This is a genomic window from Arthrobacter sp. THG-b23 (genome assembly GCF_059091265.1).
Map to the genome: position 1 here is coordinate 424,498 of NZ_JBNHGM010000001.1, position 23,447 is coordinate 447,944.

A 23,447-nucleotide genomic window follows, 5' to 3' on the forward strand; every position below is an offset into this window, starting at 1 on the left:
CCGCGACCACTTCCTTCAGCCCGGGCTGCCGCCCGGCGGACGACCAGGAGCATCATGCAGTTTTATCTCGACGGCTACCACCCCGGCGATCCGGAGCTCCGCCCGGCGGCTCCCGGCCGGCCCGACGAACAGGGCAACCTGCCGGAAGAGGTCGATGTCCTGGTCGTCGGCACCGGCCCGGCCGGGGTCGTACTGGCAGCACAGTTGGCCGAGTTCCCGGGAATCACCACCCGCGTGGTGGAGCGCCGGGAGGGCCCGTTGGCCCAGGGGCAGGCCGACGGCGTGGCCTGCCGCACCGTCGAAATGTTCAACGCGTTTGGCCTCGCCGAGCGTTTGGTCCGCGAGGGCTACTGGGTCAACGAAACCGTGTTCTGGCGTCCGGACGAGCAGGACCGTTCCAGCATCGTGCGCAGCGGGCGGGTCCAGGACGTTGCCGATGGGCTGTCCGAGTATCCGCACGTGATCGTCAACCAGGCCCGGATGCAGGGCTACCTGCTCGAGCACATGCGCAAGTCCCCCAGTCGGCTCGAGCCGGACTACGGCCTGGAGGTCGCTCACGTCGAGGTTGAGTCCTCCGGCGATTATCCCGTCCGGGTGACGATGCGCCGCACCGGCGCCGAAGCCGGTGCCGAAGAAGTGACCGTCCGCGCGAAATACGTGGTGGGATGTGACGGCGCCCGCAGCGCGGTGCGCAGGTCGATCGGCGCCGAACTGCGCGGCGACGCGCGCAACCACGCCTGGGGTGTCATGGACGTTTTGGCGGTCACGGATTTCCCGGATGTCCGCTTCAAGGCGGCCATCCAGTCCGCCCACGACGGCAACATTCTGCTGATCCCGCGGGAAGGCGGCTACCTGATCCGGCTCTATGTCGACCTGGGCGACCTGGACCCGGCCGACCGCGAGGCCCGGAAGCGGTTCACGTCCGAGATGATCATCGAGGCGGCCCAGCGGATCCTGCACCCGTACACGCTGGACGTGAAGGACATTGCCTGGTGGTCGGTCTACGAAGTGGGCCAGCGCATCGCCGACCATTTCGACGACGTGCTGCCGGAGGAACGTGGTCAGCGCACGCCCCGCGTCTTCATCGCGGGCGACGCCTGCCATACGCACAGCGCGAAGGCCGGCCAGGGGATGAACGTCTCCATGCAGGACGGCTTCAATCTCGGCTGGAAGCTCGCGGCGGTCCTGGAGGGCCGCAGCCCGGAGGCCCTGCTGGATACGTACTCCGGCGAGCGCCGGGCCGTGGCCCAGGAGTTGATCGATTTCGACACCCGCTGGTCCAAGACCGTGAGCGCCCGCCCGAAAGACCCGAACCAGCCCGGCGGCGAAGGCCTGGACCCGGAGGAAGTGGAACGGCAGTTCGTTGCGGCGGGGCGCTTTACCGCCGGCTTCGCCACCGACTATGCGCCGTCGATGATTACCGGGCGCGATACCTACGAGCATCTGGCCAAGGGCTTCCCCATCGGCGAGAGGTTCCATTCCGCCCCGGTCGTCCGCCTGGCCGATGCGAAGCCGGTCGGCCTGGGCCATGCGGCGCGGGCGGACGGCCGCTGGCGGATTTACGTCTTCGCCGATTCCGCGCATCCGAAGGCCGCAGATTCCCGCCTTGCCGGCCTGTGCCGCTTCCTGGCCGGTTCGGAAGATTCGCCGGTCCGCCGCTACACACCGGCCGGAGCCGACGCCGACGCCGTCTTCGACGTCCGCGCCGTCGTCCAGCAGGGCCACCGGGATCTGGACACCAACGCCGTGCCGGCCTTCCTGTTTCCGCGGAAAGGGCCGTTCGGCCTGAAGGACTACGAAAAGGTCTTCTCGCCCGACCTGGCGTCCGGGGAAGACATCTTCGACCTGCGCGGGATCGACCGGCAGCAGGGCGCCATGGTGGTGGTCCGCCCGGACCAGTATGTGGCCCATGTGCTGCCACTGGACGCTTACGGCGAACTGTCGGAATTCTTCGCCGGCATCATGGTCTAGTTCTCACGGGCCGCACGGAACAAAGCAGGGGGCGGGACCGGCGTCGCTGCGCCGGTCCCGCATCCTGGCTTGTTCGGCTACGCGTGGTGTCCGTGTTTCTTGCCGTCGCCGAGGTCCTCCGGCAGTCCCCCCGCGGGATGGTCGGGGCCGCCGGAACCATTGATGCGCTCCGGCTGTCCCGCCTGGACGACCGGCGTCTCGGACGTCACAGGCACCGCGAACGGCACGTTGCTGGGAACGCTGACGGCTCCGCGCACCGGGCCCATGCGCCGCTGCCGCAGCGGATCCCGGCGCAAGTCCACGTACAGCGAGAGGCAAAGCCCGACCATGATCAGCACGAAGGGCGTTGACGCCAGGATGGTGAACGTCTGCAGCGCGTCAAGCCCGCCGACGAACAACAGCACGGCCGCGACGGTACCGGTGAGAACGCCCCAGAGGATGACCAGCGGTTTCCACGGTTCCTTGCGGCCACGGGAGGAAAGCGTTCCCAGCACGACGGCGCCGGCGTCGGCGCCGCTGACGAAAAACACCGCAGTCAGCACCATCACCACGATGGCTGCGCCGATAAAGAACGGATAGTTCTGCAGGGTTGCGAAGAAGCCGGCCGCCTCGTTTCCGGCCCCGGCAATGTCTTCACCGCCCAGCTGCAGGTGGATACCCGCACCGCCGAACACGGAAAACCAGACCACGCTCACCGCGGTGGGGACCAGCAGCACGCCCAGGACGAACTCCTTGATCGTCCGCCCGCGGGAAATCTTGGCGATGAACGTGCCCACGAAGGGGGTCCAGGAGATCCACCAGGCCCAGTAGAAGATGGTCCAGTTGGCCAGCCACTCGGTGCCGCCGAAGACGGCCGAGTGGAAGCTCATGGGGACGAGGTTGGCCAGGTAGTCGCCGATCGCGGCTGGGACCAGGTCAAGGATGAAGACGGTGGGGCCCAGCACGAAGACGAACAGCAGCAGCACCGCGGCCAGCACCATGTTCGTGTTGCTCAGCCACTTGATGCCGCGGGCAACGCCGCTGGCCGCCGAAATCACCACGCCCACGGTCAGCACGCAGATGATCAGGATCGGAGCCGCGACTCCGGGGTTCTCCTCGAACTGGCCGGTCCGCAGCAGGGCCAGCCCGGCGGCAATCTGCAGCGCCCCCAGGCCCAGCGAGGTGGCTGAGCCGAATTTGGTACAGATGATCGCCAGGATGTCGATCGGCTTGCCCCAGCCCTTTTTCTCGATCCGTTCCTTGCCGAAGATCGCCTGGAAGGGCGAACTCATCAGGTTGCCGCGGCCCATCCGGTACGTCGAATAGGCCAGTGCCAGGCCAACCACCGAGTAGATGGCCCACGGGTGCAGGCCCCAGTGGAAGAGCGTGTAGGCCATCGCGCTGTTCGCAGCCTCCGGGGATCCCGGTGCGGCATCCACGAAGGGTGGCGGCGAGGCCAGATGGGTGACCGGTTCATAGACGCCGAAGAACATCAGGCCGATGCCCATGCCTGCGCTGAACATCATGGCGATCCACGACAACGTGGAGAATTCGGTCGTCTCGCCCTCCCGCGCGAGCGGAATGTTGCCATACCGGCCGAAAGCCAGCACCAGCGAAAAAACCACGAAGCCGGTGGCGCCGAGTATGAACAACCAGCCGAAGGAGTTGGTCACCCAGCCAAGAATGGATCCGGTTACTTCGGTCACCTGCTCGGTAAAGAAAACGCCCAGCAGGCAGATGGCAACAATAATGCCGCCCGAAACGAAGAAAACCGTCTTGTCGACGGTATTCCAGCCCCGCTGCCCGTCGTCACCCGTATCCTGGGCGACCGTCGGCAAGGGGCCGGTAAATTCGCTGCTCATCATGATCCTCACTGTTGTCACCGGCTGTGCGCATGCTGCGCCCCGGGCTTCCTGCGGCTCTTCGATGTCAAACGTCCCGTCAGTATGATGGCAGGCATGAGTGGAGATCGCGACTTTCAAAGGGATGACCAAACCCGGATGGACCACTATGGAGACACCGGGTATACCGACTTCGGCAGCCACGGCGAGGTGTCCAAGAACGACCCGAGGGTTGTCGGGCATGCCGAAGTGGATGCCGCCAACGCCGCGGTGGCCGTGGCCATGGCGAGCGGCGGGGTGTCCCCGGAGGTCAGCGCCATGCTGGTCAGCGTCCAGAACGATTTGTTCGACCTGATGGCGGACCTGCTGGTGCCGTATCGTGGCAATTATCCTGCGGACGCCCGCATCATCCCCGAGCATGTGGAGCGGCTGGAACGCGCCATCGAGCACTTCAAGCAGGAAGCCCAAGACCTCAGCGGCATGCTGCTGCCGGGCGGAACCCTCTCCGCGGCGCTGCTGTACCAGGCCCGCACGGCCGTGCGCCGCGCCGAACGCGCGGTCTGGGCAGCACTGGACGAGTACGGCGACGTGGTTAATTCCGAGGCCGGCCGTTACCTCAACCGGCTCTCCGGACTGCTCTTCGTGATGGCCCGGGTGGCCAACGCCGAGCACGGGGACGTGATGTGGGTCCCGGAATCCTCCGTTCGCGGCGTCCTCGAGGACCAGTCCGGCACCGAGTAGCGCTACGCGGGGTGTAGCCGCCGTCGCGAGGCACGGGCCCGGGGGTATCCTCGACGGTGATGAGCATCACCTCCGCCCAGCCCGCAACCGGGGCCAAGACCGGGCCGTCCGTGCGTGCGTTGGCGCGCGGCCTGTCCGTCTTGAGTGTCTTCGATGACGGGCATCCGCAGATGCGGGCCGCCGAGATTGCAGCCCGTGCCGGCCTCAACCGGGCCGCTACCGCGCGAGTGCTGCGGACACTGGTCTACCTCGGTTATTTGCGCTGCCGCGACGACCGGTACTCGTTGACCCATCAAGCGCTGGAGCTGGGCCACGGCTACCTCTCCGGTTCTCCGCTGGTCCGCGCCTCCCGGAGGGCCGTCCAGTGGCTGACGGAGGAATTTAACGAGCCGTGCACTGCGGGCGTGCTGGCCGGCGGCGACGTCATCTGCATCGCGGCCACCCGCGTTCCCGGAATGATCCGCGCCGGGCTGACGGTCGGCATCCAAATTCCCGCACACGCCTCTTCAATGGGCAAGGTGCTGGTGGCCGGACTGCGCGGGGAAGACTTCCGGTCCGCCGTCGACGGCAGCCTCAGCAGGCTGACCGAGCAGACCATCGACAGCACCTGGCGTTTCCGGCAGGAGATTGAGCGGGTCCGGCGGCAGGGCTACGCGGTCAACGACAGCGAGCTGCAGCCGGGCCACCGCACCGTGTCCGTGCCCATCCGCGACACCGCCGGAGCGGTGGTCGCCGCCGTCGGGGTCAACATGCTGGCCACCCCGGACACCCTGGAGACGGCTACCGCCACCCACCTCCCGCTGCTGCGCCGTGCCGCGGAGCAGATCACCGAAAGCCTCACGCGCTAAAATCCCGACGGCGGGGGCCCGCGCGCGGTGCCGATCCGCCCGAACGGGCACCGCCGTCGTCGTCCTCCGGTTCAGGGGATCAGGACACCGGGTCCGCGGCCGCCGCGAACTGCGACATGTACAGCCGGTAGTACGGGCCTTCGGCCGCCAGCAGCGCCGTGTGGTTGCCCTGCTCCACGATCTTTCCGTCCTCCATCACCAGGATCACGTCGGCGTCCCGGATGGTGGAGAGCCGGTGCGCGATGACAAAGCTGGTGCGGTCCGTGCGCAGCGCGGCCATGGCGTGCTGGACGAGCAGTTCGGTGCGGGTGTCCACCGAGCTGGTGGCTTCATCCAGGATCAGCAGCGACGGGTTCGCCAGGAACGCGCGCGCGATGGTGATCAGCTGCTTCTCACCGGCGGAGACGTTGTTGCCCTCTTCGTCGATCACCGTGTCGTAGCCGTCCGGGAGCGCCCGCACGAAGCGGTCCACGTAGGTGGCCTTGGCCGCCGCCATCACTTCTTCCTCGGTGGCGTCCAGGTTGCCGTAGCGGATGTTCTCGTAGATGGAGCCGCCGAACAGCCAGGCGTCCTGCAGCACCATGCCCACCTTGGAGCGCAGTTCGGCGCGGCTGAGGGCGGTGATGTCCACCCCGTCGAGGGTGATGCGGCCGGCATCCAGTTCGTAGAAGCGCATCACCAGGTTCACCAACGTGGTCTTGCCCGCGCCCGTCGGCCCCACGATCGCCACCGTTTCGCCCGGCCGCGCGGCGAAGGAGAGGTCCTCGATCAGCGGCTTGTCCGGGCTGTAGCTGAAGCTGACGTTGTGGAACTGGACCTGCCCTTCGGTTTGGGCAGGCAGCGATGCGGTGGCCGTGTCCGGGGCCTGCTCATCGGCGTCGAGCAGCTCGAAGACGCGCTCGGCCGAGGCGACGCCGGACTGCAGCATGTTGGCCATGCCCGCCATCTGGCTCAGCGGCTGATTGAATTCACGCGAGTACTGGATGAACGCCGTGGCATCGCCCAGGGTCATGGAACCGGACGCCACGCGCAGGCCGCCCACCACGGCGATGCCCACGTAGCTCAGGTAGGAGATGAACTGCATGACCGGCATGATCATGCCGGAGACGAACTGCGCGCCGAACGAGGCCTTGTAGAGTTCCTCGTTCTTCTCGTCGAACTGTTCCACCGACTGCTGCTCGCGGCCGAAGGCGCGGACCAGATCATGGCCGCTGAACGATTCCTCGATGTGTCCGTTGAGCGCTCCGGTGTTCTTCCACTGCGCGGTGAACAGCTTCTGGCTGCGGGTGCCGATGAGGCCGGCCCCCACGGCGGAAAGCGGCAGGGCGATCAGGGCGATCAGGGCCAGCTGCCAGGAGACAATGAACATCATGATCGTGATGCCGAGCAGGCTCAGCGCGGACATGATCAGCTGCGCGAAAGCCTGCTGCAGCGCCTGCTGGATGTTGTCGACGTCGTTGGTCACCCGGGAGAGCATGTCGCCGCGCTGGCGTGTGTCGAAGTAGTTCAGCGGCAGCCGGTTCAGCTTGGCTTCCACGTCGCGGCGGAGCCCGAAGACCACCCGCATGACGATTTGGTTCAGCAGCCAACCCTGCAGCCACATGAACAGCGACGCGACGACGTACATGCCCAGCACCAGCAGGATCAGGTTGCCCAGCAGCTGGAAGTCGATGCCCACGCCGGGGATCAGTTCCATGCCGCTGAGCATGTCGGCAAACTGGTCCTGGCCCTGCGCGCGGAGCCCGGTGATGACTTCTGCCTGGCTGGCGCCGGCGGGCAGGTTCGCGCCGATCGCGCCGCTGAAAATGACGTCCATCGCGTTGCCCAGCACCTTGGGCGCAATCACGTTGAGCACAACGGCCACCAGCACCATCGCCAGCACCAGGATGATCCCGGCCTTCTCCGGCCTCAGCAGCCCGAACAGGCGCTTGGCGGACGGCCAGAAGTGCTGGGCCTTGCGGGCCGGCGTCCCGGTCATAAAATCCTGGTCGGCCTCGCCCGGCTGGAACTGTTCTTCCAGGACTTCTGCCTCGGCTTCAGCGGCGGCTCCCGGCGTTGGCGCCGTCACGGGGTCCGGCCCGGTGGCGACCTCGGCCGGGCTTTCCTTATCCGGCGTCATGCCGCTTCCTCCACCGCAGTCTGGGAATGAACAATTTCCTGGTACGTTTCCGAGCTTTCCAGCAGCTGCTCGTGGGTGCCGCGGGCCACGATTTGTCCGTGCTCCATCACCAGGATCTGGTCCGCGTCGATGATGGTGGCCACGCGCTGGGCGACGATGATGACCGTCGCATCCCTGGTGGTACCCTTCAGCGCCGCCCGCAGCCTGGCGTCGGTTGCCACATCGAGCGCGGAGAACGAGTCGTCGAACAGGTAGACCTTGGGCTTGGCCACGAGCGCGCGGGCAATGCACAGCCGCTGGCGCTGGCCGCCCGAAACGTTGGTGCCGCCCTGCGAGAGCGCGGACTCCAGGCCCTTGTCCTTGGCGCGGACGAAGTCCTCTCCCTGGGCAACCCGCAGCGCCTCCCAGAGTTCTTCATCCGTGGCGTGCGGGTCGCCGAAGCGCAGGTTGTGCGCCACCGTGCCGGAGAACAGGTACGGCCGCTGCGGCACCAGTGCCACGCGGTCCGTGATGTCGGTGCGCTCCATCGAGGTGACCGGAACGCCGTCGATGAGCACCTCACCGCTGTCGGCGTCGAACAGCCGCGGCAGCATGCTGATCAGCGTGGTCTTGCCCGCGCCGGTGCTGCCGATGATCGCCGTGGTCTGCCCCGGCCGGGCGGTGAAGCTGACGTTGCGCAACACCGGCTCTTCGGCGCCCGGATAGGCGTAGGTGACGTCGCGGAACTCGACGACGCCGGCCGGTTCCCGGGCTTTCTGCGGCTCGTCGGGTTCATGCACGGAGGGCTCGACGTCGAGCACTTCGCCAATGCGTTCGGCACAGACCGAGGCCCGCGGGATCATCATCGCCATGAAGGTGCCCATCATTACCGCCATGAGGATCTGCAGCAGGTACTGCAGGAAAGCGGTCAGGGCGCCCACCTGCATCTCGCCCGCGTCCACGCGCAGGCCGCCGAACCACAGGACCGCCGCCGTGGCCAGGTGCAGGATCATGCCGATCGAGGGGAACATCAGCACGAACAGGTTGCCGACCGAGAGCGAGACATCGGTCAGTTCGCGGTTGGCCTTCTCGAAGCGCTTGGCCTCGTAGGGCTCGCGGACAAACGCCCGGACCACGCGGATGCCGGTAATCTGCTCGCGGAGCACGCCGTTGATGTTGTCGATCTTCGTTTGCATCATGCGGAAGAGCGGCATCAGCTTCCATACCAGCACACCGACGACGACGAACAGCAGCGGCACCGACGCCCACACCAACCAGGACAGCTGGAGGTCCTCGCGCAGCGCCATGATGATGCCGCCGACGCACATGATGGGTGCCATCACCATGAAGTTCAGGCCCATCAGCACGAGCATCTGCACCTGCTGCACGTCGTTGGTGCCGCGAGTGATCAGGCTCGGCGCGCCGAATCGTCCTACCTCGCGGGCGGAGAACCCGGTCACCTTATGGAAAATGCCGCGGCGGAGGTCACGGCCCATGGCCATTGCTGCCTTGGAGCCGAAATAGACCCCGGCGATCGCGGCGGCCACCTGGATAAAGCTGACGACCAGCATGAGGCCGCCGGTGCCCCAGATGTAGTCGGTGTCGCCGCGGGCCACGCCCTCATCAATGATCTGGGCGTTCAAGCTGGGCAGGTACAGCGCGGCGATGGTCGCTATCAGCTGCAGCACCACCACGGCGAACACGTAGGGAAGGTAGGGGCGGCCGTAATGGCGGATGAGGCGGAGCAGCATCGGGACGTGACGCAACTTTCGGCGAAAAGGGTGGATTGAGGCCAGATAGAGGCTACACCTTGGCCGGAGCGGCTGTAACCCACCGCGAGCCTTGGTGCCCGACGGGACCGCACAGGTGCCCTTCCCGACGTCGGGAAGGGCACCTTTTGCCTGGTGGACCACGCGCGCCGGGCCGCGCACCCTCCCCCGCCAGCGCCCATTCTCGGCCGGTACCGGACGACGAACGTCGGCCAAAATCGCCCGCCTCAAACCATCGACATAACTATCTCCATAGGTATAGAGTCTGAGTATCTTGGAAATGTGCACTGCGTCACACTCCGGCCCGCCATCGAGGAGGACAAGAACCCATGAGCGCCAAGAATCTTCAGGAAGTTTTGGACCAATCCGGCAACACCGTCGAGATGCTGCGCAACTCGCAGATCGGCGCCTACATTTACCCCGTCGTCGCCCCTGAATTCACCAACTGGCGCAGCGAGCAGCGCGCCTGGCGCGAATCCGCGGTGCTGTTCGACCAGTCGCACCACATGGACAATCTCTTCATTAGGGGCAAGGACGCCCTGAAGCTGATTTCGGATACCGCCATCAACTCGGTCGCCAGCTTCCCCGTGAACAAGGCCAAGCAGTACGTTCCCACCACCCCGGCCGGGCACGTCATTGGCGACGGCATCCTGTTCCACGAAACCGAGGACCAGTACGTCTACGTGGGCCGCTCCCCCGCCGCCAACTGGCTGATCTACCACGGTGAAACCGGTGGCTACGATGTGGACATCGAGGTGGACCGGCGCTCCCCGTCGCGGCCCATGGGGCAGCCGGTGAAGCGCAAGTACTGGCGCTTCCAGATCCAGGGCCCGAACGCCTGGAAGATCATCGAAAAGGTCAACGGCGGTCAGGTTGAACAGCTGAAGTTCTTCAACATGGACCAGATGCAGGTCGCCGGCCAGCAGGTCCAGACCCTGCGCCACGGCATGGCCGGCGCACCGGGGCTGGAGATCTGGGGGCCGTACGAGACGTATGACCAGGTGCGGGACACCATCCTGGAAGCCGGCCAGGAGTACGGCCTGCTGGCCGTCGGTTCGCGCGCCTACCCGTCCAACACCCTGGAATCGGGCTGGATCCCCTCCCCGCTGCCGGCCATCTACACCGGCGAGGAGCTGCGCCCCTACCGCGAATGGCTCGGCGCCGACAGTTACGAGGCGGTCAACGCGGTCGCCGGCAGCTTCGTCTCCGACAAGATCGAGGACTACTACCTCAACCCCTGGGAGCTTGGGTACGGCCACATGGTGAAGTTCGACCACGACTTCATCGGCCGGGAGGCCCTGGAGAAGATCGACCCTGCCGCCCAGCGGAAGAAGGTCACCCTCGAGTGGCATGCCGAGGACATGGCGAAGCTCTTCGCCTCGCTCTTCGATACCGAGGGCACGCCGTACAAGTATTTCGATCTGCCGCTGGCCAACTACGGTTCGTCCAACTACGACGCGGTGCTCGACGCCGCCGGTGAGACGATCGGCTTGTCCATGTTCACCGGCTACTCCGCCAACGAGAACCGGGCGCTGTCCCTGGCCACGGTGGACGCCGATGTACCGGAAGGCACGGAGGTCACGGTGGTCTGGGGCGAGCCGGACGGCGGGACCCGCAAGACCACCGTGGAGCCGCACCAGCAGTTGAACGTGCGGGCCATTGTCAGTCCCGTGCCGTACTCCCAGGCAGTGCGCCAGGAGTACCCCGGCGGCTGGCGCTCCGGCCAGAAGGCCTGAGCCACGCCGCGTTAGGCAGCACGACGACGGACGGCGGGGAAAGTGCCTGTGGCACTTTCCCCGCCGCTTGCGTTGCTGTGCCGATGCCGACTGGACGCCGGCCTGCGAACCCGCCCGGAGGCCGACCCGCTTCAGGCGTCCATCTGCCTCAGGCACGGACCGACGTCGGCCGCCGTTTTCCGGTGCTGCTCAGGCGGGACCTGCCTCAGGTGCCGTTGTCCTGGCCGCCGGTCTCTTCGATGTACCGCTCGCCCGATTCGGTCTCCCCGACGCGGTAGTGCTGTTCCATGTGCTCGATGGCTGCGGCGTCTTCGGGGCCGGGCGCACTGACTGGATCGTCAATAGCCGTCCGGTCGGCATCGCCGTAGACGTTCGCCAGGCCCTTCTTGGCGTCCGCGGGCAACTCGCCCGGCGGGAGCAACTCCTCGTCCCGGGAGGTTTCGCTGCCCTGGCTCTCCCGGCGATCCGTACGGTCGTAGCGGTCCGGGTTGTTGATTTCCTCGCTCATGAATCTCCTTCCCTCAAGCGCTGGTGCGCCCTGCCTTCACCTAATCACAGAGCGGCGGCACGCAACAGGGCCGGGAACTGCGCACCACGCCCTCTGGAGCTCGATCAGCCGACCTGGGCGGGGCCATGGGGTGGCCCAATCCAGCCCTGACTCCGGCAAGCGCCGCTTAGAGCGGCGCTGTCCAAGTAATAAAGGCTGCTCAAGCATCGTCCCTTGTCAGGGCGCCATGGCGCACCAAGAGATGGACAATTCCGTCTGAACGTGGACAGCGCAGCCCCAGGAAGCCCGCTACCATCGCCGCGGCGCGGAGTCACCGTCCCCGATGAGCTTCCGTTCGCGCGCCGCTACCGTCCGGCCCGGAAGTCCTTGACCCAGTCGGCCGTGGCCTTCATCCCGCCAAAGGTGTAGAAGTGCAGCTTCACGGTGCCGTGCACAGCGGGGTCATAACGGTTGGCGAATTCCTCCAGGAACTTGTCCGGCCCGGCGGTCCCCAGCAGGTTGGTCAGGGAGAACCCGTACTTGTGCACGATCCCGGCCGACGACGCCACTCCGAACCGCTTGGCATAGTTCAGCAGCCTCTTGACTCCGGCCGGCCCGGGAATGCCGATGCGCACCGGCGCGTGGATCCCACGCCGGCGAGCCTCGGCCAGCCACTCGAAAACGGGATCGGCGTCAAAGCCGAATTGGGTGATGATGACCGCTTCAAGGTTTTGCCGCTGCAGTTCGGCGTGCTTGTCTTCCAGCGCCTTCCACAACACCTCGCCGGAAATGTCCGGATGCCCCTCCGGGTAGCCGCTGATGCCGACCCGGCGGATTCCGTACCGGGGCAGGAGCCCGCTGCGGATGACCTCCAGCGAGTCCGGATAGGGCCCCATCGGCTCGACCGGGTCGCCGCCGACCACGAAGACGTCCTCGGGTGCCGCGTCGGCGGACAACGCCCGCAGGAAGTCTTCCAGCTCGGCCCGTGACGCCAGCCGGCGGGCGGAGACATGCGGCACCGGGACGAAGCCGTGCCGCTTGACGGCGGCGGCCGCCGCCACCCGCGTCGGCAGGTCCTCGTTCCCCAGGAAGGTGACGTTGATCCGCGTCCCCGCCGGGATGGTGCCGGCGGCGTCTTCCAGCGCGGGGACATCCTTGCCGGTCATCTCGAGCGAGAAGTCGTCAAGCAAGGTCCGGGCTGCCTGCGACGGTGCGTGTTTGGGGTCGGCCATAGTCGGAAGTCCTTCCACGTGTGGTGCCGGTCACCCTTGACCGACCTGCAGCGAGTCTAGCCGTAAAACCACTACGGATATAGGGGTTTGCGAGTGATTTGCTTTTCTCAATCACTGGGTGGATACTATGGGAGCCTTCCCTTCTAATCCCAGGAACCACATGTCCACGCCCCGCGCGCTGCGGCCGTTCGCCCATCGCAACTATCGGATCCTCATCTCGGCCCTGGCCATCTCGGTCTTTGGCGCCGGCATGTGGGCCGTGGCCATGGTCTATCAGGTCATCGCCCTGGGCGGCGGTCCCATCCAACTCTCGCTCGTCGCAACCTGCGCCAGCATCGGTTTGTTGGCGTTCGTACTGCTCGGCGGCATCGCGGCCGACCGGCTTCCGCGGCGCCGCCTGATCGTCAGCGTGGAGGCGGCCAATCTGGTAGCCATCGGCTCTGTGGCCCTGCTGGCCATGACCGGGCTGCTGCAGCTGTGGCACCTGGCCGCTGCCGCTTTCCTGCTGGGGGTGGGAGCCGCGTTCTTCTTCCCTGCCTACTCGGCCATCCTGCCGAGGATCCTGCCAGCCGAGGACCTGCTGGCGGCCAACGGCATGGAGGGCACCATGCGGCCGCTGCTGCAGCAGGCCGCCGGCCCGGCGGCAGCCGGCATGATCGTCGCCTCCTTCTCCCCCGGTGCGGCCATCGGGTGGATCACGCTGTGCCATCTGGCCGCGCTGATCATCCTGAACTTCCTCGGCCAGGAACTGGTTTCGGATGCAGGGACGACGGCGTCGGTAGCCGCTGCAGACGAGCCCACGGCCAAGCGGGGCTCCGTGCTGGCGGATTTGCGCGAGGGCGTGGCCTACACGCTGAAGACTCCCTGGTTGCTCTGGACGCTGCTGTGGGCCGTCGTGAGCGTACTCATCTTCATCGGCCCCATCGAGGTACTGCTGCCGTTTGCGGTTGCGGACCAGCTGGGCGGGGACTCACGCACGTTCGGCTTCCTGCTGGGCATCTTCGGCATCGGCGGCGCCACGGGGGCGATGGTCACCGCATCGCTGCGGCTGCCACGGCGCTACCTGACGGTGATGCTGCTGTTCTGGGGTGCCGGCGCCCTGCCGATCGCCGTCATCGGCTTCACCGGCAGCTTTTGGGCGATGGCCGCCGCGCTGTTCGTGGTCGGTGCGACCGGCAGCGCGGGCCAGGTCATCTGGGGCACGCTGCTGCAGCGCCGGGTGCCGCCGCACCTGCTCGGCCGGATCTCCAGCCTGGACTTCTTCGTTTCGCTGGCCCTGATGCCGGTCTCCATGGCGCTGGCCGGCCCGCTGGGCGAAGTGGTGCCCATCTGGCTGATCTTCCTGCTGATCGGCCTCGCCCTGCCGCTTCTGGCGGTGCTGGCGCTCATTTTCGGCGGAATGCTGAAGGACGAGCTTGAGCACCCGCTGGACCGGACCCTCGAACCGACGGGACAGGCGCGCACTTAGCCCGGCCGGCCGCAGTGCCCGGAGGGGGCACATCCCGAAAACGGCCCGATTCGAAGCGGCCGTCTCAGGATCCACATCGATTTTTGCGTGGCCATCCGACTATCGATGGATATAGTGATTGGCAACACAACACTGAAAAGGAAGTTGAATCAGTGAGTCTCCGCTATGCCTTATTGGCGCTGCTCAGCGTCGAACCAATGACCGGTTACGACCTCTACAAGGAATTCGAGGCGTCCGTCGGGAATGTGTGGCACGCGCCCGACTCCCAGATCTATCCGGAGCTGCGACGGATGGAGCAGGAAGGCCTGCTCGACGGGGAGGAGGTCGTCTGGGGCCAGCGCGGCAAGAAGCGCCGCTACCACATCACTACCGCCGGCCTGCAGGCCTTCCGGGACTGGATGAACACCACCCTGGACTACACCCGGGTGCGGGATCCCGCCCACCTGAAGGCGGCCTACCTGGAGTGGGCCGAACCGGACGCTGCGCGGGAGCAGATGCGCGCGCACATTGAGCACCACACCGCGCTCCGGCAGCAATGGGAGCAGCGGATCCGCGAGATCGACGGCGACAGCAGCGAGATGCTCAATCGCCGGCTGGCCGGCACCCCGGACAGCGAACGGACGCGGGTGAAGGCCTTCAAGCGCTTCACCTATGAAGGGCTGGTTGACCGCGCGGAACAGGAAATTACCTGGGCCCGCCGCGGCCTCGCCCTCATCGACCGCCTTTACGTCGACCAGCCGGACGCCGGTCAGCCGAAGGCCCCGCAGCCGGCCGGCGCCCGCAAGTAGGCCCGCTCAAGAGGGAAGCCGGGGGCTAGTTCGAGTATTCCTTCCGCAGGTCGGCCTTGCGGATCTTTCCGCTGGCCGTCCGCGGCAGGTCCTGAACGAACACCACGGACTTGGGAATCTTGTAGCGGGCCAGCCGCCCGTCCAGGTGCTGCTGGATCTCCTCGGCGGACACCGAGAAACCGTCACGGACCGTGACCACCGCGCGTGGCACCTCCCCCCACTTCTCGTCCGGGATGCCGATGACGGCGGCACTGCTGACGGCTTCCAGCTCCAGGATGACCTGCTCCACCTCGGCCGGGTAGATGTTCTCGCCGCCGGAGATGATCATGTCCTTGAGCCGGTCGGAGATGAACAGGAAACCGTCGTCGTCCACATAACCCATGTCGCCGGACTTGAACCAGACGCCGTCGGCATAGCTCTCGGCCGTGGCATCGGGCCGGTTCCAGTACTCGCGGATGACGTTGGGACCCGAAATCTGGATTTCGCCGACCTCGCGCGCCGGGAGGACCTCGCCCATCGGATCGGTGATCCGGATGTCGGTGAAAAAGTGCGGAAGCCCGGCCGATCCGGCCTTCGGGCGGGACTTTTCCGCCGCCAGCGTGGTGGCGCCGGGCGCTGTTTCGGTCATCCCGTAGCCGTTGGTGAAGGAGAGCCCGCGGGCCTCGTAGGCCTCCAGCACCCGCATGGGCACGGCCGATCCGCCGCAGGTCAGCTTGTTCAGCGAGCTGATGTCCGTCCTGTCCCAGTCCGGGTGCTCGCACAGCAGCTGGTAGGTGGTCGGCACGCCGCTGATGCTGGTCGCCTTGTACTTCTCGATCAGCATCAGGGTCCGCCCCGGATCGAACTTCGGCTCCAGCACCACGGTGGCGCCCTTGAGCAGGGCCGGCAGCACGCCCATGCCCAGGGATGCCACGTGGAACATCGGGGCGATCATCAGGGCGACGTCGGTGCTGGCCATGTCGAAGTCCACCAGCACATTAATGCTGTTCCAGGTCATGTTGCCGTGCGTGAGCAGCGCGCCCTTGGGCCGGCCCGTGGTGCCGGACGTGTAGAGGATCATGGCCGGGTCATCCAGCGACACTGCTTCATCGCGACGTTCCGCACTGCCGGAGGCTATGACCTCCTCCAGAAGTTCGACGGCGGTGTCCCGCTCCCCTGCCTCGGCAACGGTTCCCGCCGGGGCGTCTTCCACCACTATCCGGTGGCTCAACCCCAGGAGCGAACTGCCCCGGGCAGCCAGCGCTTCCAGGCTGCGTGCGTGCACCAGGATGCGGCTGCCGGAATCCTGCAGGGCGAACTGGACCTCGGGCGGCGCCAGCCGGGTGTTCAGCGGGACAAAAATGGCGCCCAGGGTCCCGCAGGCAAAGAAGGTTTCAAGGAACGCCGGGTGATTCTCCCCCAGGTAGGCCACCCGCTCGCCGCGGGTGACGCCGCGGTCCGCCAGGGCGTTGGCCAGCCGGTCCACCCGCTCGGCGAACGCGCCGTAGCTCAGTCCGCCCGCACCGCTGATGATCGCGGTCTTCTCCGCAGACTTCATGCGGCGCTTGTGGATCCAGGCACCGAGCCCTTGGTTCTGCATCGTGACACACCCTTCCGACGTACCCGGCGAGCTGGTCTGGGCAGCCCCGGCACGCCCAACTCATAGCCCGCCGGGGCCGAACTCACGGCTCCGCGGTGAACCACATCACAGCGGACACCTCCAACCTAGGGCTTATTAGTTGAGAAAGTCAATAGTTGAGGATGCAGGGCTAATAGCGGGTTCGGCCCGCCCCGGGAACAGTGAAACGCCCCTCCGCTAGCGCGGAGAGGCGTTTCTGCTCAGGGCCCGCCCGTAGCCCCACCGCCAGGCCCCTCAGCAACACGTCGGCCAACGCAGGCCGGTGGACGCTTATTGCTGCGGCAGGAGCGCCTCCATGTCCGGGATCTCCTCGATCAGGCCGTTCTTCAGCGAGATGTCGGCGATCTCCTGGATGGATTCGGCATTGACCTCCTGCGGGAATTTCGGCAGGGTCAGCTGCTCAATGACCGCCGGGTCCAGCTGGGTGTACTCGGGCAGGATCTCGCGCACCCGGTCCGGGTTCTCGTCGGCGAACGCCAACGACTTCTTCATCGCCCGAACGAAGGCCTGGGTGACATCCGGCTTCTCCCCGGCGATGTCGTCCGAGGTGAAGTAGGTCGCCACGGTGAGATTTTCCACGGGATAGGCGTAGTTGGAGAACACCGGCACCGCACCATCACCTTCGACGATCGTCACGAACGGCTCGACCGCGGCGATTGCGTCAACGTTGCCGTTGGCAAGTGCCGCGGGCATGTCCGGGAAGGGCATCTCAACGAAATTCAAGTCGGACGAGTCCGCACCGGCCTGCTCCACCGCCTCACGGATCGTGGAGTCACTGATGTTGTTCAGCGTATTGACGCCGATGCGCTTGCCGGTCAGGTCCCCAATCTCCTTGATCCCGCTGTCCGGCTTGACCATCACGGCAGCAAAATCCTCATCCTGGTTGCCGGTGGTCGAAGCGCCGTTGGCCACCATCTGCATGTTCAGCCCCTTGGAGCGGGCAATCACCAGTGACGTGACATTGCTGAAGCCGAAATCCATCTGGCCGCTGGTGATGGCAGGAATGATGGCCGCGCCGCCCTGGGCCGGAACAAGCTCGAGATCCAGCCCCTCCTCTTCGAAGAATCCCTCCTGGTCGCCCAGGTAGATGGGAGCCACGTCAACGATCGGGATGACCCCAACGCTGATCGGAGTCAGTCCACCGCCGGGCTCGGTGCCGCCGGTCGGCGCCGCACCGCCGTCACCGGATGGACTGCCGCCACCGCAGGCTGTTGCCGCCAGCACTGCCGCCAGCGCGGCTACCGTTCTGATTCTCTTCATGGGTCCCTCTCCCACTCACCGCCCCATGCAGCAAGAGTGTGCCTTAGGTCACAGTATCTACGGACATAGTGGAGGCAGTCAACGATCCTGGGCCGCCGCGCTTCCGCCCGGGCGACGGCCGGCCGCCGGGCCGCCCCGAGGCGCCACGACACGTGGGCCGAAGAACCTTGCGGCCCGGCGCCCGCCCGGAACGGGCACAGACACGGTGCAGGGCGGCTGCCGCATCACCGGAAACCGCCCTGCCGCTCGCGAAGAACGAAGTTACTGCACGATCATGGCCGGCACGTCGGGCGCCTTGTCCACGTACTCGTACTTGACCATCAGCTCGCCCATGTCACTGAGCACCTGGGTGCGGACCTCGCCGTCGAAGACCTCCATCTTCAGGTTCTTGGCGACCTCCTCCGGCATGCCCATGAATTCCGGCAGCACCGCGCGGACGCCGTCGGTGTCACCCTCGGCGGCCTCCAGGGTTTCCGTCACCGCGGCCTTGAAGTCGGCCACAATGTCCGGGTTCTGCTCGGCGTAGCTGCCGCTGGTGAACGTAACCATGGTGGGCAGGCCCGGCAGCGTCTTCTGGTTCGGGTAGCCCAGCAGCTTGTAGGCGTCATTGGAGAGCGCCTTGGACTGGAACGGCTCCGGCACCCAGATGGCGTCCACGTTGCCGCGCTCCAACTGCGCTTCCATGTCCGGGAACGGCATTTCGCTGAACTTCAGCGCGGAGGGGTCGGCCCCGTCCATCTCCGCAGATTCCATGATGGTCAGGTCGCCCTGGGTTTTGAGCGTATTGACGGCAGTCGTCTTGCCGGCCAGGTCGGCAAAGGTCTCGATTCCCGAGTCGGCCTTGACGATGACGGCATTGTTATCCTCGCCCTCGGCGCGCGAGGCGCTGAAGCCGGAGACAATCTTCATGTCCAGGCCCTTGTCCACCGCCGTCATCACCGACAGCGGGTTGCCGACGGCGAAGTTCATGGTGCCGGTGGAAACGGCGGGCAGCATGGCAGCGCCGCCCTGCCCGGTCTGCAACTCCAGCTCCAGGCCGTGCTTCTCGAAGATGCCCTCATCGATGCCGTACTGCATGGCTCCCGACGGGGCGATCGGCAGCACGCCCACGGTGAGTTTGGTGAGCCCGGAGCCGGCGGCGCCGGACTGTTCTGCCGGCGCTTCGTTCGTCCCGGAGGGGGAGCCGGAGCCGCAGCCGGTCAATGCCATCGCTGCAATCGCGCCACCGGCCAGTAACTTCGCCAAGTGCTTCTTCATGAATTGCTCCTCGCGGTCCTCGGCGCCGCCGCCCCCGCCGTCGGGAGACCGACTGTGATCGGCGCCACACCTAAATACAATGTAGATACAATAGTTGAATAAATCAACAGTTAGGCAGGATTAGTAGAACTGCCTTCCATTGCGACCGGGAGCGGCCCGGCGTCAGGCGTAAAAACGGGCCAAGAACTCCGCGATGACCGCGGGGCGCTCCTCGCCTTCGATTTCGATGGTGTTGTTGGTCTTGATCTGGACGCCGCCTTTGACCTCGGTGACCTCGGATATCACCGAATGCATGCGGACCTTGGAGCCGACTTTCACCGGGCTGGTGAAGCGGACGCGGTCCAGGCCGTAGTTGACCTTGGTCGTGACGCCTTCCACGTCGAACAGTTCACTCCAGAGCGGAATGATCAGCGACAGGGTCAGGAAGCCGTGGGCGATCGGTGCGCCGAACGGGCCTTCCTTGGCCTTTTCCGGGTCGGTGTGGATCCACTGGTGGTCATCGGTGGCATCGGCAAAGGTGTTGACCTGGTCCTGCGTGATTTCACGGTAGTCCGTGTAGCCCAGGTCCTTGCCGACCAGGTTGGGCAGTTCTTCGAGGCTGACGACGGTGTTGCTCATGGGTGCTCCTTGGGGAATGTGGTGCGGAATGGTTCTAGCGGAATGCGCCGGTGCCGGTGATGGCCCGGCCGACTATCAGGGCGTTGATCTCATGGGTGCCTTCATAGGAATAGACGGCTTCGGCGTCGGCGTGGAAGCGCGCGACGTCGGTGTCCAGGGTGATGCCGTTGCCGCCAACGACTTCCCGGGCCAGCGCAACGGTCTCGCGCATGCGGGCGCTGCAGAACATCTTGGCCAAAGCCGAGTTCTCGTCCTTGTAGATGCCCTCCTCCTGCTGCTGGGTCAGCCGCACCGCCATGCCGAGCGAGGCCGTGAGGTTGCCGAGCATGGTGGCCAGCTTCTCCTGAACCAGCTGGAATCCGGCCAGCGGCTTGCCGAACTGCCGGCGCTCCTTGACGTAGCGCAGCGCGGCTTCGTAGGCGCCGGCCTGAACGCCGGCGGCGATCCAGGCGACGTCGGAGCGCATGTTGCGCAGCAGCGAGGCCACGTCCGCGAACGAATTGACGTTCTGCAGGCGCGCGGACTCCGGTACGCGGACCCCCGCCAGTGTGATGTCCGCGTTCTGCATCATCCGCAGCGAGGTCTTGCGCAGGATCTTGGCGATGCCGACGCCGGGGGCATCGGTGGGGACGAGGAAGCACTTCACCTGTCCGTCCGCCTGGTCGCGGGCAAAAATGGCGAGCACGTCAGCGGTGACGGCCCCGCCGATCCAGCGTTTGGAGCCGTCGATAATCCATTCGTCCCCCTCGCGGCGGGCGCTGGTCTCGAGCCCGCCGGCAATATCAGATCCGTGTTCCGGTTCGGTCAGCGCAAAGACGCCCTTGAGCTCGAAGCTGCGGATCTTCGGGTCCAGCTCTGCAGCCTGCTCGGCGCTGCCGCCCAGGTTGACGGCCGTGCGGAACAGGCCGGACTGGGCGTTGTAGAAGGTGGCGACGGAGGCATCGGTCCGAGCGAGCTCGAAGTTGCGGAAACCCTCGTAGAGTCCGGAGGGCTTCGCGCCGCCGTCGGTCAGTTCGGCCGGCGCCATCAGGTTCAGGCCATAGAGCGGCTGGGCAATCTGGTACGGGAACTCGCCCTGTTCCCAGTAGTCCGCCAGCAGCGGCTGAACCTGCTCCTCAAGCACGCTGCGCAGCCGGCCGAGCACGCTCCGCTCGGCGTCGGTCAGCAGCGTGGCGTAGCCGTACTGGTCGGAGGGATAGAACGGCCCGGCCGCGGTGCCTGCCTTCTCTTCGGCCACGGCGCTCATGCCTGCCCACCGCCCAGCCCGAGCAGGCGCACTGCGTTGTCCTTGAGAATCTTCGGCCGGACCTCGTCCTTCAAGGGCAGGTCCGCGAAGGCGCCCAGCCACTTCTGCGGGGTGATCAGCGGGTAGTCGGTGCCGAACAGCACCTTGTCCTGCAGGACCGAATTGGAGAGTTTAACCAGGGATTCCGGGAAGTACTTCGGAGACCAGCCGGACAGGTCGATGAACACGTTCGACTTGTGCGTGGCAATCGAGTTGGCCTCGTCCTGCCAGGGCACCGAGGGGTGCGCCATAATGATCTGGAATTCCGGGAAGTCAGCGGCGATCTCGTCCAGCAGGAGCGGGTTTGAGTAGCCAAGCTTGATCCCGGAGCCGCCGGGAGTGCCTGCACCCATGCCGTTCTGGCCGGTGTGGAACACCGCAGGCAGGCCCAGCGACTGCAGGGCTTCCCACAGGGGGTAGAACCGCTCGTCGGACGGATTGAAGCCCTGCAGGCTCGGATGGAACTTGAATCCCCGCACCCCGTAGTCCTCGACCAGGGACTTGGCCCGGTCGATGGCCGCCGGACCCGTCAGCGGATCGACGGAGCCGAACGGGATCAGCACGTCGTTGTTGCGGGCGGCGCCCTCGGCGATGTCCTCGATGCTGTTCGGCTCGTGCTTCAGGCGGGTCCGGGCGTCCACGGTGAACACCACGGCCGCCATCTTCAGTTCCCGATACGTTGCGGCAATCGCGTCCAGCGACGGCGTCCGCTCCTCCGCCTTGAAGTACTTGCTCGAGGCGTCCATCAGCTCCTGCGGCAGCGAGACGTGCCCATGGCCGTCGATCTCGATGTGCACATGCATGTCGATCGCGGCCAGCGACGCGACGTCGAGCCCGGGTTCGTAGCGCGTGGGAGCCATGGCTACTTGGCCGCCGGTTCGGGCTGCAGCTCGGCCGGCAGCTCGGGGAACTCCTCGCCCACGCTCTGCAGCCGACCGCCGAACAGGTCGTCGAAGCGCTCGGTCAGCGCCTCGTAGGTCCAGCCGCCGTCCATGAACTCGGTGGCGACGGCCTCCGGGTGGGACCACAGCTGCAGCCGGTCGCCGCCCACGCCGATCGCCTGTCCGGTCACGATGGCTGCCGCGTCCGAGGCGAGGTAGGCAACCAGGCCGGCGACGTCGTCGGCCGTTCCGAAGCCCAGCTCCTTGCGGAAGAACTCCGGCATGGCCTCGCCGCGTTCGTCCGCCTCCACGGCCTTCTGGAAGAACGGCACGGTCTTCGTCATCGCGGTAGCTGCGACCGGGATGACGGCGTTGGCGGTGACGCCGGCCTTCTTCATTTCCAGTGCCCAGGTGCGGACCATGCCGACGATGCCGGCCTTTGCCGCGGCGTAGTTGGTCTGGCCGAAGTTGCCGCGCTGGCCGGTGGGCGAACCGATCGTGATGATCCGGCCCGCGACACCGTTCTCCTTGAAGTAGGCGTAAGCCTCGCGCACGCAGGTGAAGGTGCCGCGCAGGTGCACGTTGATCACCAGGTCGAAGTCCTCGTCGGTCATCTTCAGCAGCGACTTGTCCCGCAGCACCCCGGCATTGGTCACCAGGATGTCGACGCGGCCGAAAGTCTCCACGGCGGCGCCCACCAGCTGCTTGGCTGTTTCGGTGGACCCCACCGGAGCAACGACGGCCGTAGCCTTGCCGCCGGCGGCGGTGATACTGGCAACGGCTTCCTCCGCGACCTGCGCGTCCACATCATTGACTACAACGGAGGCGCCCTGCCGGGCAAGCTCCTGTGCGTAGGCCAGGCCGAGGCCCCGGCCGCTTCCGGTGACGATCGCTACTTTTCCGGCCAAAGACATCTGTTGCTCCTTCGTCCCGCACCGTGGAGGTGCGTTGCGGTTTATGCTGGTCTAAAACCAATGACAACCCATATGATTGAAAAAGTCAATCATTTTTGGCAGCACCGACTTCGAGCGAGGGAACATGTCCGCACCAACCACGGCCGTCCGCCCGTCGGCAACCAACGGCCTCGAACGGCTGTACGGTACCGATCTGGCCAACGAGATCGAGTTCCTCACGGCGCGGGCGCGTTCGCTGGGGTCAGGCCTGGCCAACACCATGCTGGCCGAGCTGGACCTGAAGGTGCGGTCCTACTCGGTGCTGTCGCTGGCGTGCAGCGGGGAGAACCCGTCGCAGCGCGAACTCGCCGACTTCCTGAGCCTGGATCCCAGCCAGATCGTGGCCCTGGTGGACCAGTTGGAGCGGCGCGGTGCCGTCACCCGCGAAGCCGACCCGCGCGACCGCCGCTCCAAGGTCATCGTTGCGACGGCGCCCGGCCGAAAGCTGTACAAGCAGGCCGAAGCAATCATCCGCCAGGCGTCGGACGAGTCCCTGGCCCAGCTGAACGAACAGGAACGGGAGACGCTGCGCGACTTGCTGCGGCGCATGGCCTTCTGAGCGGCGGCACCGGGCCCTGAGCTGCACCGGGCCCTGACCAGCCGATTAAACAGCGGAG

The 23,447-nt window shown here is 66.2% G+C and carries 19 protein-coding genes; 7 read left to right on the forward strand and 12 right to left on the reverse strand.

Going from position 1 to position 23,447, the window contains the following annotated elements; all coding sequences use genetic code 11:
* Positions 1-54: 54 nt before the first annotated feature.
* On the forward strand, positions 55-1,971 hold the full coding sequence (locus tag AC5RVD_RS02040; protein ID WP_494125791.1) for an FAD-binding monooxygenase: 1,917 nt from the start codon (positions 55-57) through the stop codon (positions 1,969-1,971).
* Between the two features lie 77 nt (positions 1,972-2,048).
* Here AC5RVD_RS02040 and AC5RVD_RS02045 read toward each other — a convergent pair whose 3' ends face one another.
* Positions 2,049-3,812: a BCCT family transporter gene (locus AC5RVD_RS02045; protein ID WP_494125792.1), complete on the reverse strand. Its 1,764-nt coding sequence runs from the start codon at positions 3,810-3,812 to the stop codon at positions 2,049-2,051.
* 96 nt (positions 3,813-3,908) lie between these two features.
* On the opposite strand from AC5RVD_RS02045, the gene AC5RVD_RS02050 reads away from it, so the two are divergent.
* Together AC5RVD_RS02050 and AC5RVD_RS02055 are read left to right on the forward strand one after the other, a co-directional pair.
* Positions 3,909-4,532 (forward strand): cob(I)yrinic acid a,c-diamide adenosyltransferase, encoded by a 624-nt coding sequence (locus tag AC5RVD_RS02050; RefSeq protein ID WP_494112639.1) that lies wholly within the window; start codon positions 3,909-3,911, stop codon positions 4,530-4,532.
* 59 nt (positions 4,533-4,591) lie between these two features.
* Positions 4,592-5,380 carry an IclR family transcriptional regulator gene (locus AC5RVD_RS02055; protein ID WP_494125793.1) on the forward strand — a complete coding sequence of 263 codons (789 nt, stop codon included), beginning with the start codon at positions 4,592-4,594 and terminating at the stop codon, positions 5,378-5,380.
* A gap of 79 nt (positions 5,381-5,459) precedes the next feature.
* On the opposite strand, the gene AC5RVD_RS02060 is transcribed toward AC5RVD_RS02055, so the two are convergent.
* Together AC5RVD_RS02060 and AC5RVD_RS02065 are read right to left on the reverse strand one after the other, a co-directional pair.
* Positions 5,460-7,358 carry an ABC transporter ATP-binding protein gene (locus AC5RVD_RS02060; protein ID WP_494126051.1) on the reverse strand — a complete coding sequence of 633 codons (1,899 nt, stop codon included), beginning with the start codon at positions 7,356-7,358 and terminating at the stop codon, positions 5,460-5,462.
* 137 nt (positions 7,359-7,495) lie between these two features.
* Positions 7,496-9,229, reverse strand: a complete 1,734-nt coding sequence (locus AC5RVD_RS02065) for an ABC transporter ATP-binding protein (RefSeq protein WP_494125794.1) — start codon at positions 9,227-9,229, stop codon at positions 7,496-7,498.
* A 347-nt stretch (positions 9,230-9,576) separates the two neighbouring features.
* Here AC5RVD_RS02065 and ligM point away from each other — a divergent pair, with 347 nt between their 5' ends.
* Complete coding sequence (gene ligM, locus AC5RVD_RS02070; RefSeq protein WP_494125795.1) at positions 9,577-10,983, forward strand: vanillate/3-O-methylgallate O-demethylase; 1,407 nt, start codon at positions 9,577-9,579, stop codon at positions 10,981-10,983.
* Between the two features lie 205 nt (positions 10,984-11,188).
* On the opposite strand, the gene AC5RVD_RS02075 is transcribed toward ligM, so the two are convergent.
* Positions 11,189-11,491 carry a hypothetical protein gene (locus tag AC5RVD_RS02075; protein ID WP_494121291.1) on the reverse strand — a complete coding sequence of 101 codons (303 nt, stop codon included), beginning with the start codon at positions 11,489-11,491 and terminating at the stop codon, positions 11,189-11,191.
* Positions 11,492-11,835: 344 nt separating this feature from the next.
* Positions 11,836-12,702, reverse strand: a complete 867-nt coding sequence (locus AC5RVD_RS02080) for a methylenetetrahydrofolate reductase (protein WP_494112634.1) — start codon at positions 12,700-12,702, stop codon at positions 11,836-11,838.
* Between the two features lie 160 nt (positions 12,703-12,862).
* On the opposite strand from AC5RVD_RS02080, the gene AC5RVD_RS02085 reads away from it, so the two are divergent.
* Both AC5RVD_RS02085 and AC5RVD_RS02090 read left to right on the forward strand, forming a co-directional pair.
* Positions 12,863-14,170: an MFS transporter gene (locus AC5RVD_RS02085; protein WP_494125796.1), complete on the forward strand. Its 1,308-nt coding sequence runs from the start codon at positions 12,863-12,865 to the stop codon at positions 14,168-14,170.
* 152 nt (positions 14,171-14,322) lie between these two features.
* Positions 14,323-14,958, forward strand: a complete 636-nt coding sequence (locus tag AC5RVD_RS02090) for a helix-turn-helix transcriptional regulator (RefSeq protein WP_494112632.1) — start codon at positions 14,323-14,325, stop codon at positions 14,956-14,958.
* Positions 14,959-14,983: 25 nt separating this feature from the next.
* Here AC5RVD_RS02090 and AC5RVD_RS02095 read toward each other — a convergent pair whose 3' ends face one another.
* The 7 genes from AC5RVD_RS02095 to AC5RVD_RS02125 all read right to left on the reverse strand — a co-directional run bounded on the left by AC5RVD_RS02095 (position 14,984) and on the right by AC5RVD_RS02125 (position 22,791).
* Positions 14,984-16,537 (reverse strand): long-chain-fatty-acid--CoA ligase, encoded by a 1,554-nt coding sequence (locus AC5RVD_RS02095; protein WP_494125797.1) that lies wholly within the window; start codon positions 16,535-16,537, stop codon positions 14,984-14,986.
* Positions 16,538-16,846: 309 nt separating this feature from the next.
* Positions 16,847-17,836, reverse strand: coding sequence for an ABC transporter substrate-binding protein (locus tag AC5RVD_RS02100; RefSeq protein ID WP_494125798.1), 990 nt, complete (start codon positions 17,834-17,836; stop codon positions 16,847-16,849).
* A gap of 261 nt (positions 17,837-18,097) precedes the next feature.
* The gene (locus AC5RVD_RS02105; protein WP_494112629.1) at positions 18,098-19,093 is read right to left on the reverse strand and encodes an ABC transporter substrate-binding protein; all 996 of its coding nucleotides are present in this window, start codon (positions 19,091-19,093) and stop codon (positions 18,098-18,100) included.
* A gap of 162 nt (positions 19,094-19,255) precedes the next feature.
* Entirely contained in the window at positions 19,256-19,711 is a 456-nt protein-coding gene (locus AC5RVD_RS02110) for a MaoC family dehydratase (RefSeq protein ID WP_493989802.1), read from the reverse strand.
* A gap of 34 nt (positions 19,712-19,745) precedes the next feature.
* The gene (locus AC5RVD_RS02115) at positions 19,746-20,957 is read right to left on the reverse strand and encodes an acyl-CoA dehydrogenase family protein (RefSeq protein WP_494125799.1); all 1,212 of its coding nucleotides are present in this window, start codon (positions 20,955-20,957) and stop codon (positions 19,746-19,748) included.
* Positions 20,954-21,856, reverse strand: a complete 903-nt coding sequence (locus tag AC5RVD_RS02120) for an amidohydrolase family protein (protein ID WP_493989804.1) — start codon at positions 21,854-21,856, stop codon at positions 20,954-20,956. Before AC5RVD_RS02120 ends, AC5RVD_RS02115 begins: the two co-directional genes overlap by 4 nt.
* Positions 21,857-21,858: 2 nt before the next feature.
* Entirely contained in the window at positions 21,859-22,791 is a 933-nt protein-coding gene (locus AC5RVD_RS02125) for an SDR family NAD(P)-dependent oxidoreductase (protein WP_494125800.1), read from the reverse strand.
* Between the two features lie 124 nt (positions 22,792-22,915).
* Here AC5RVD_RS02125 and AC5RVD_RS02130 point away from each other — a divergent pair, with 124 nt between their 5' ends.
* Positions 22,916-23,389: a MarR family winged helix-turn-helix transcriptional regulator gene (locus AC5RVD_RS02130; protein ID WP_494125801.1), complete on the forward strand. Its 474-nt coding sequence runs from the start codon at positions 22,916-22,918 to the stop codon at positions 23,387-23,389.
* Positions 23,390-23,447: the final 58 nt, after the last annotated feature.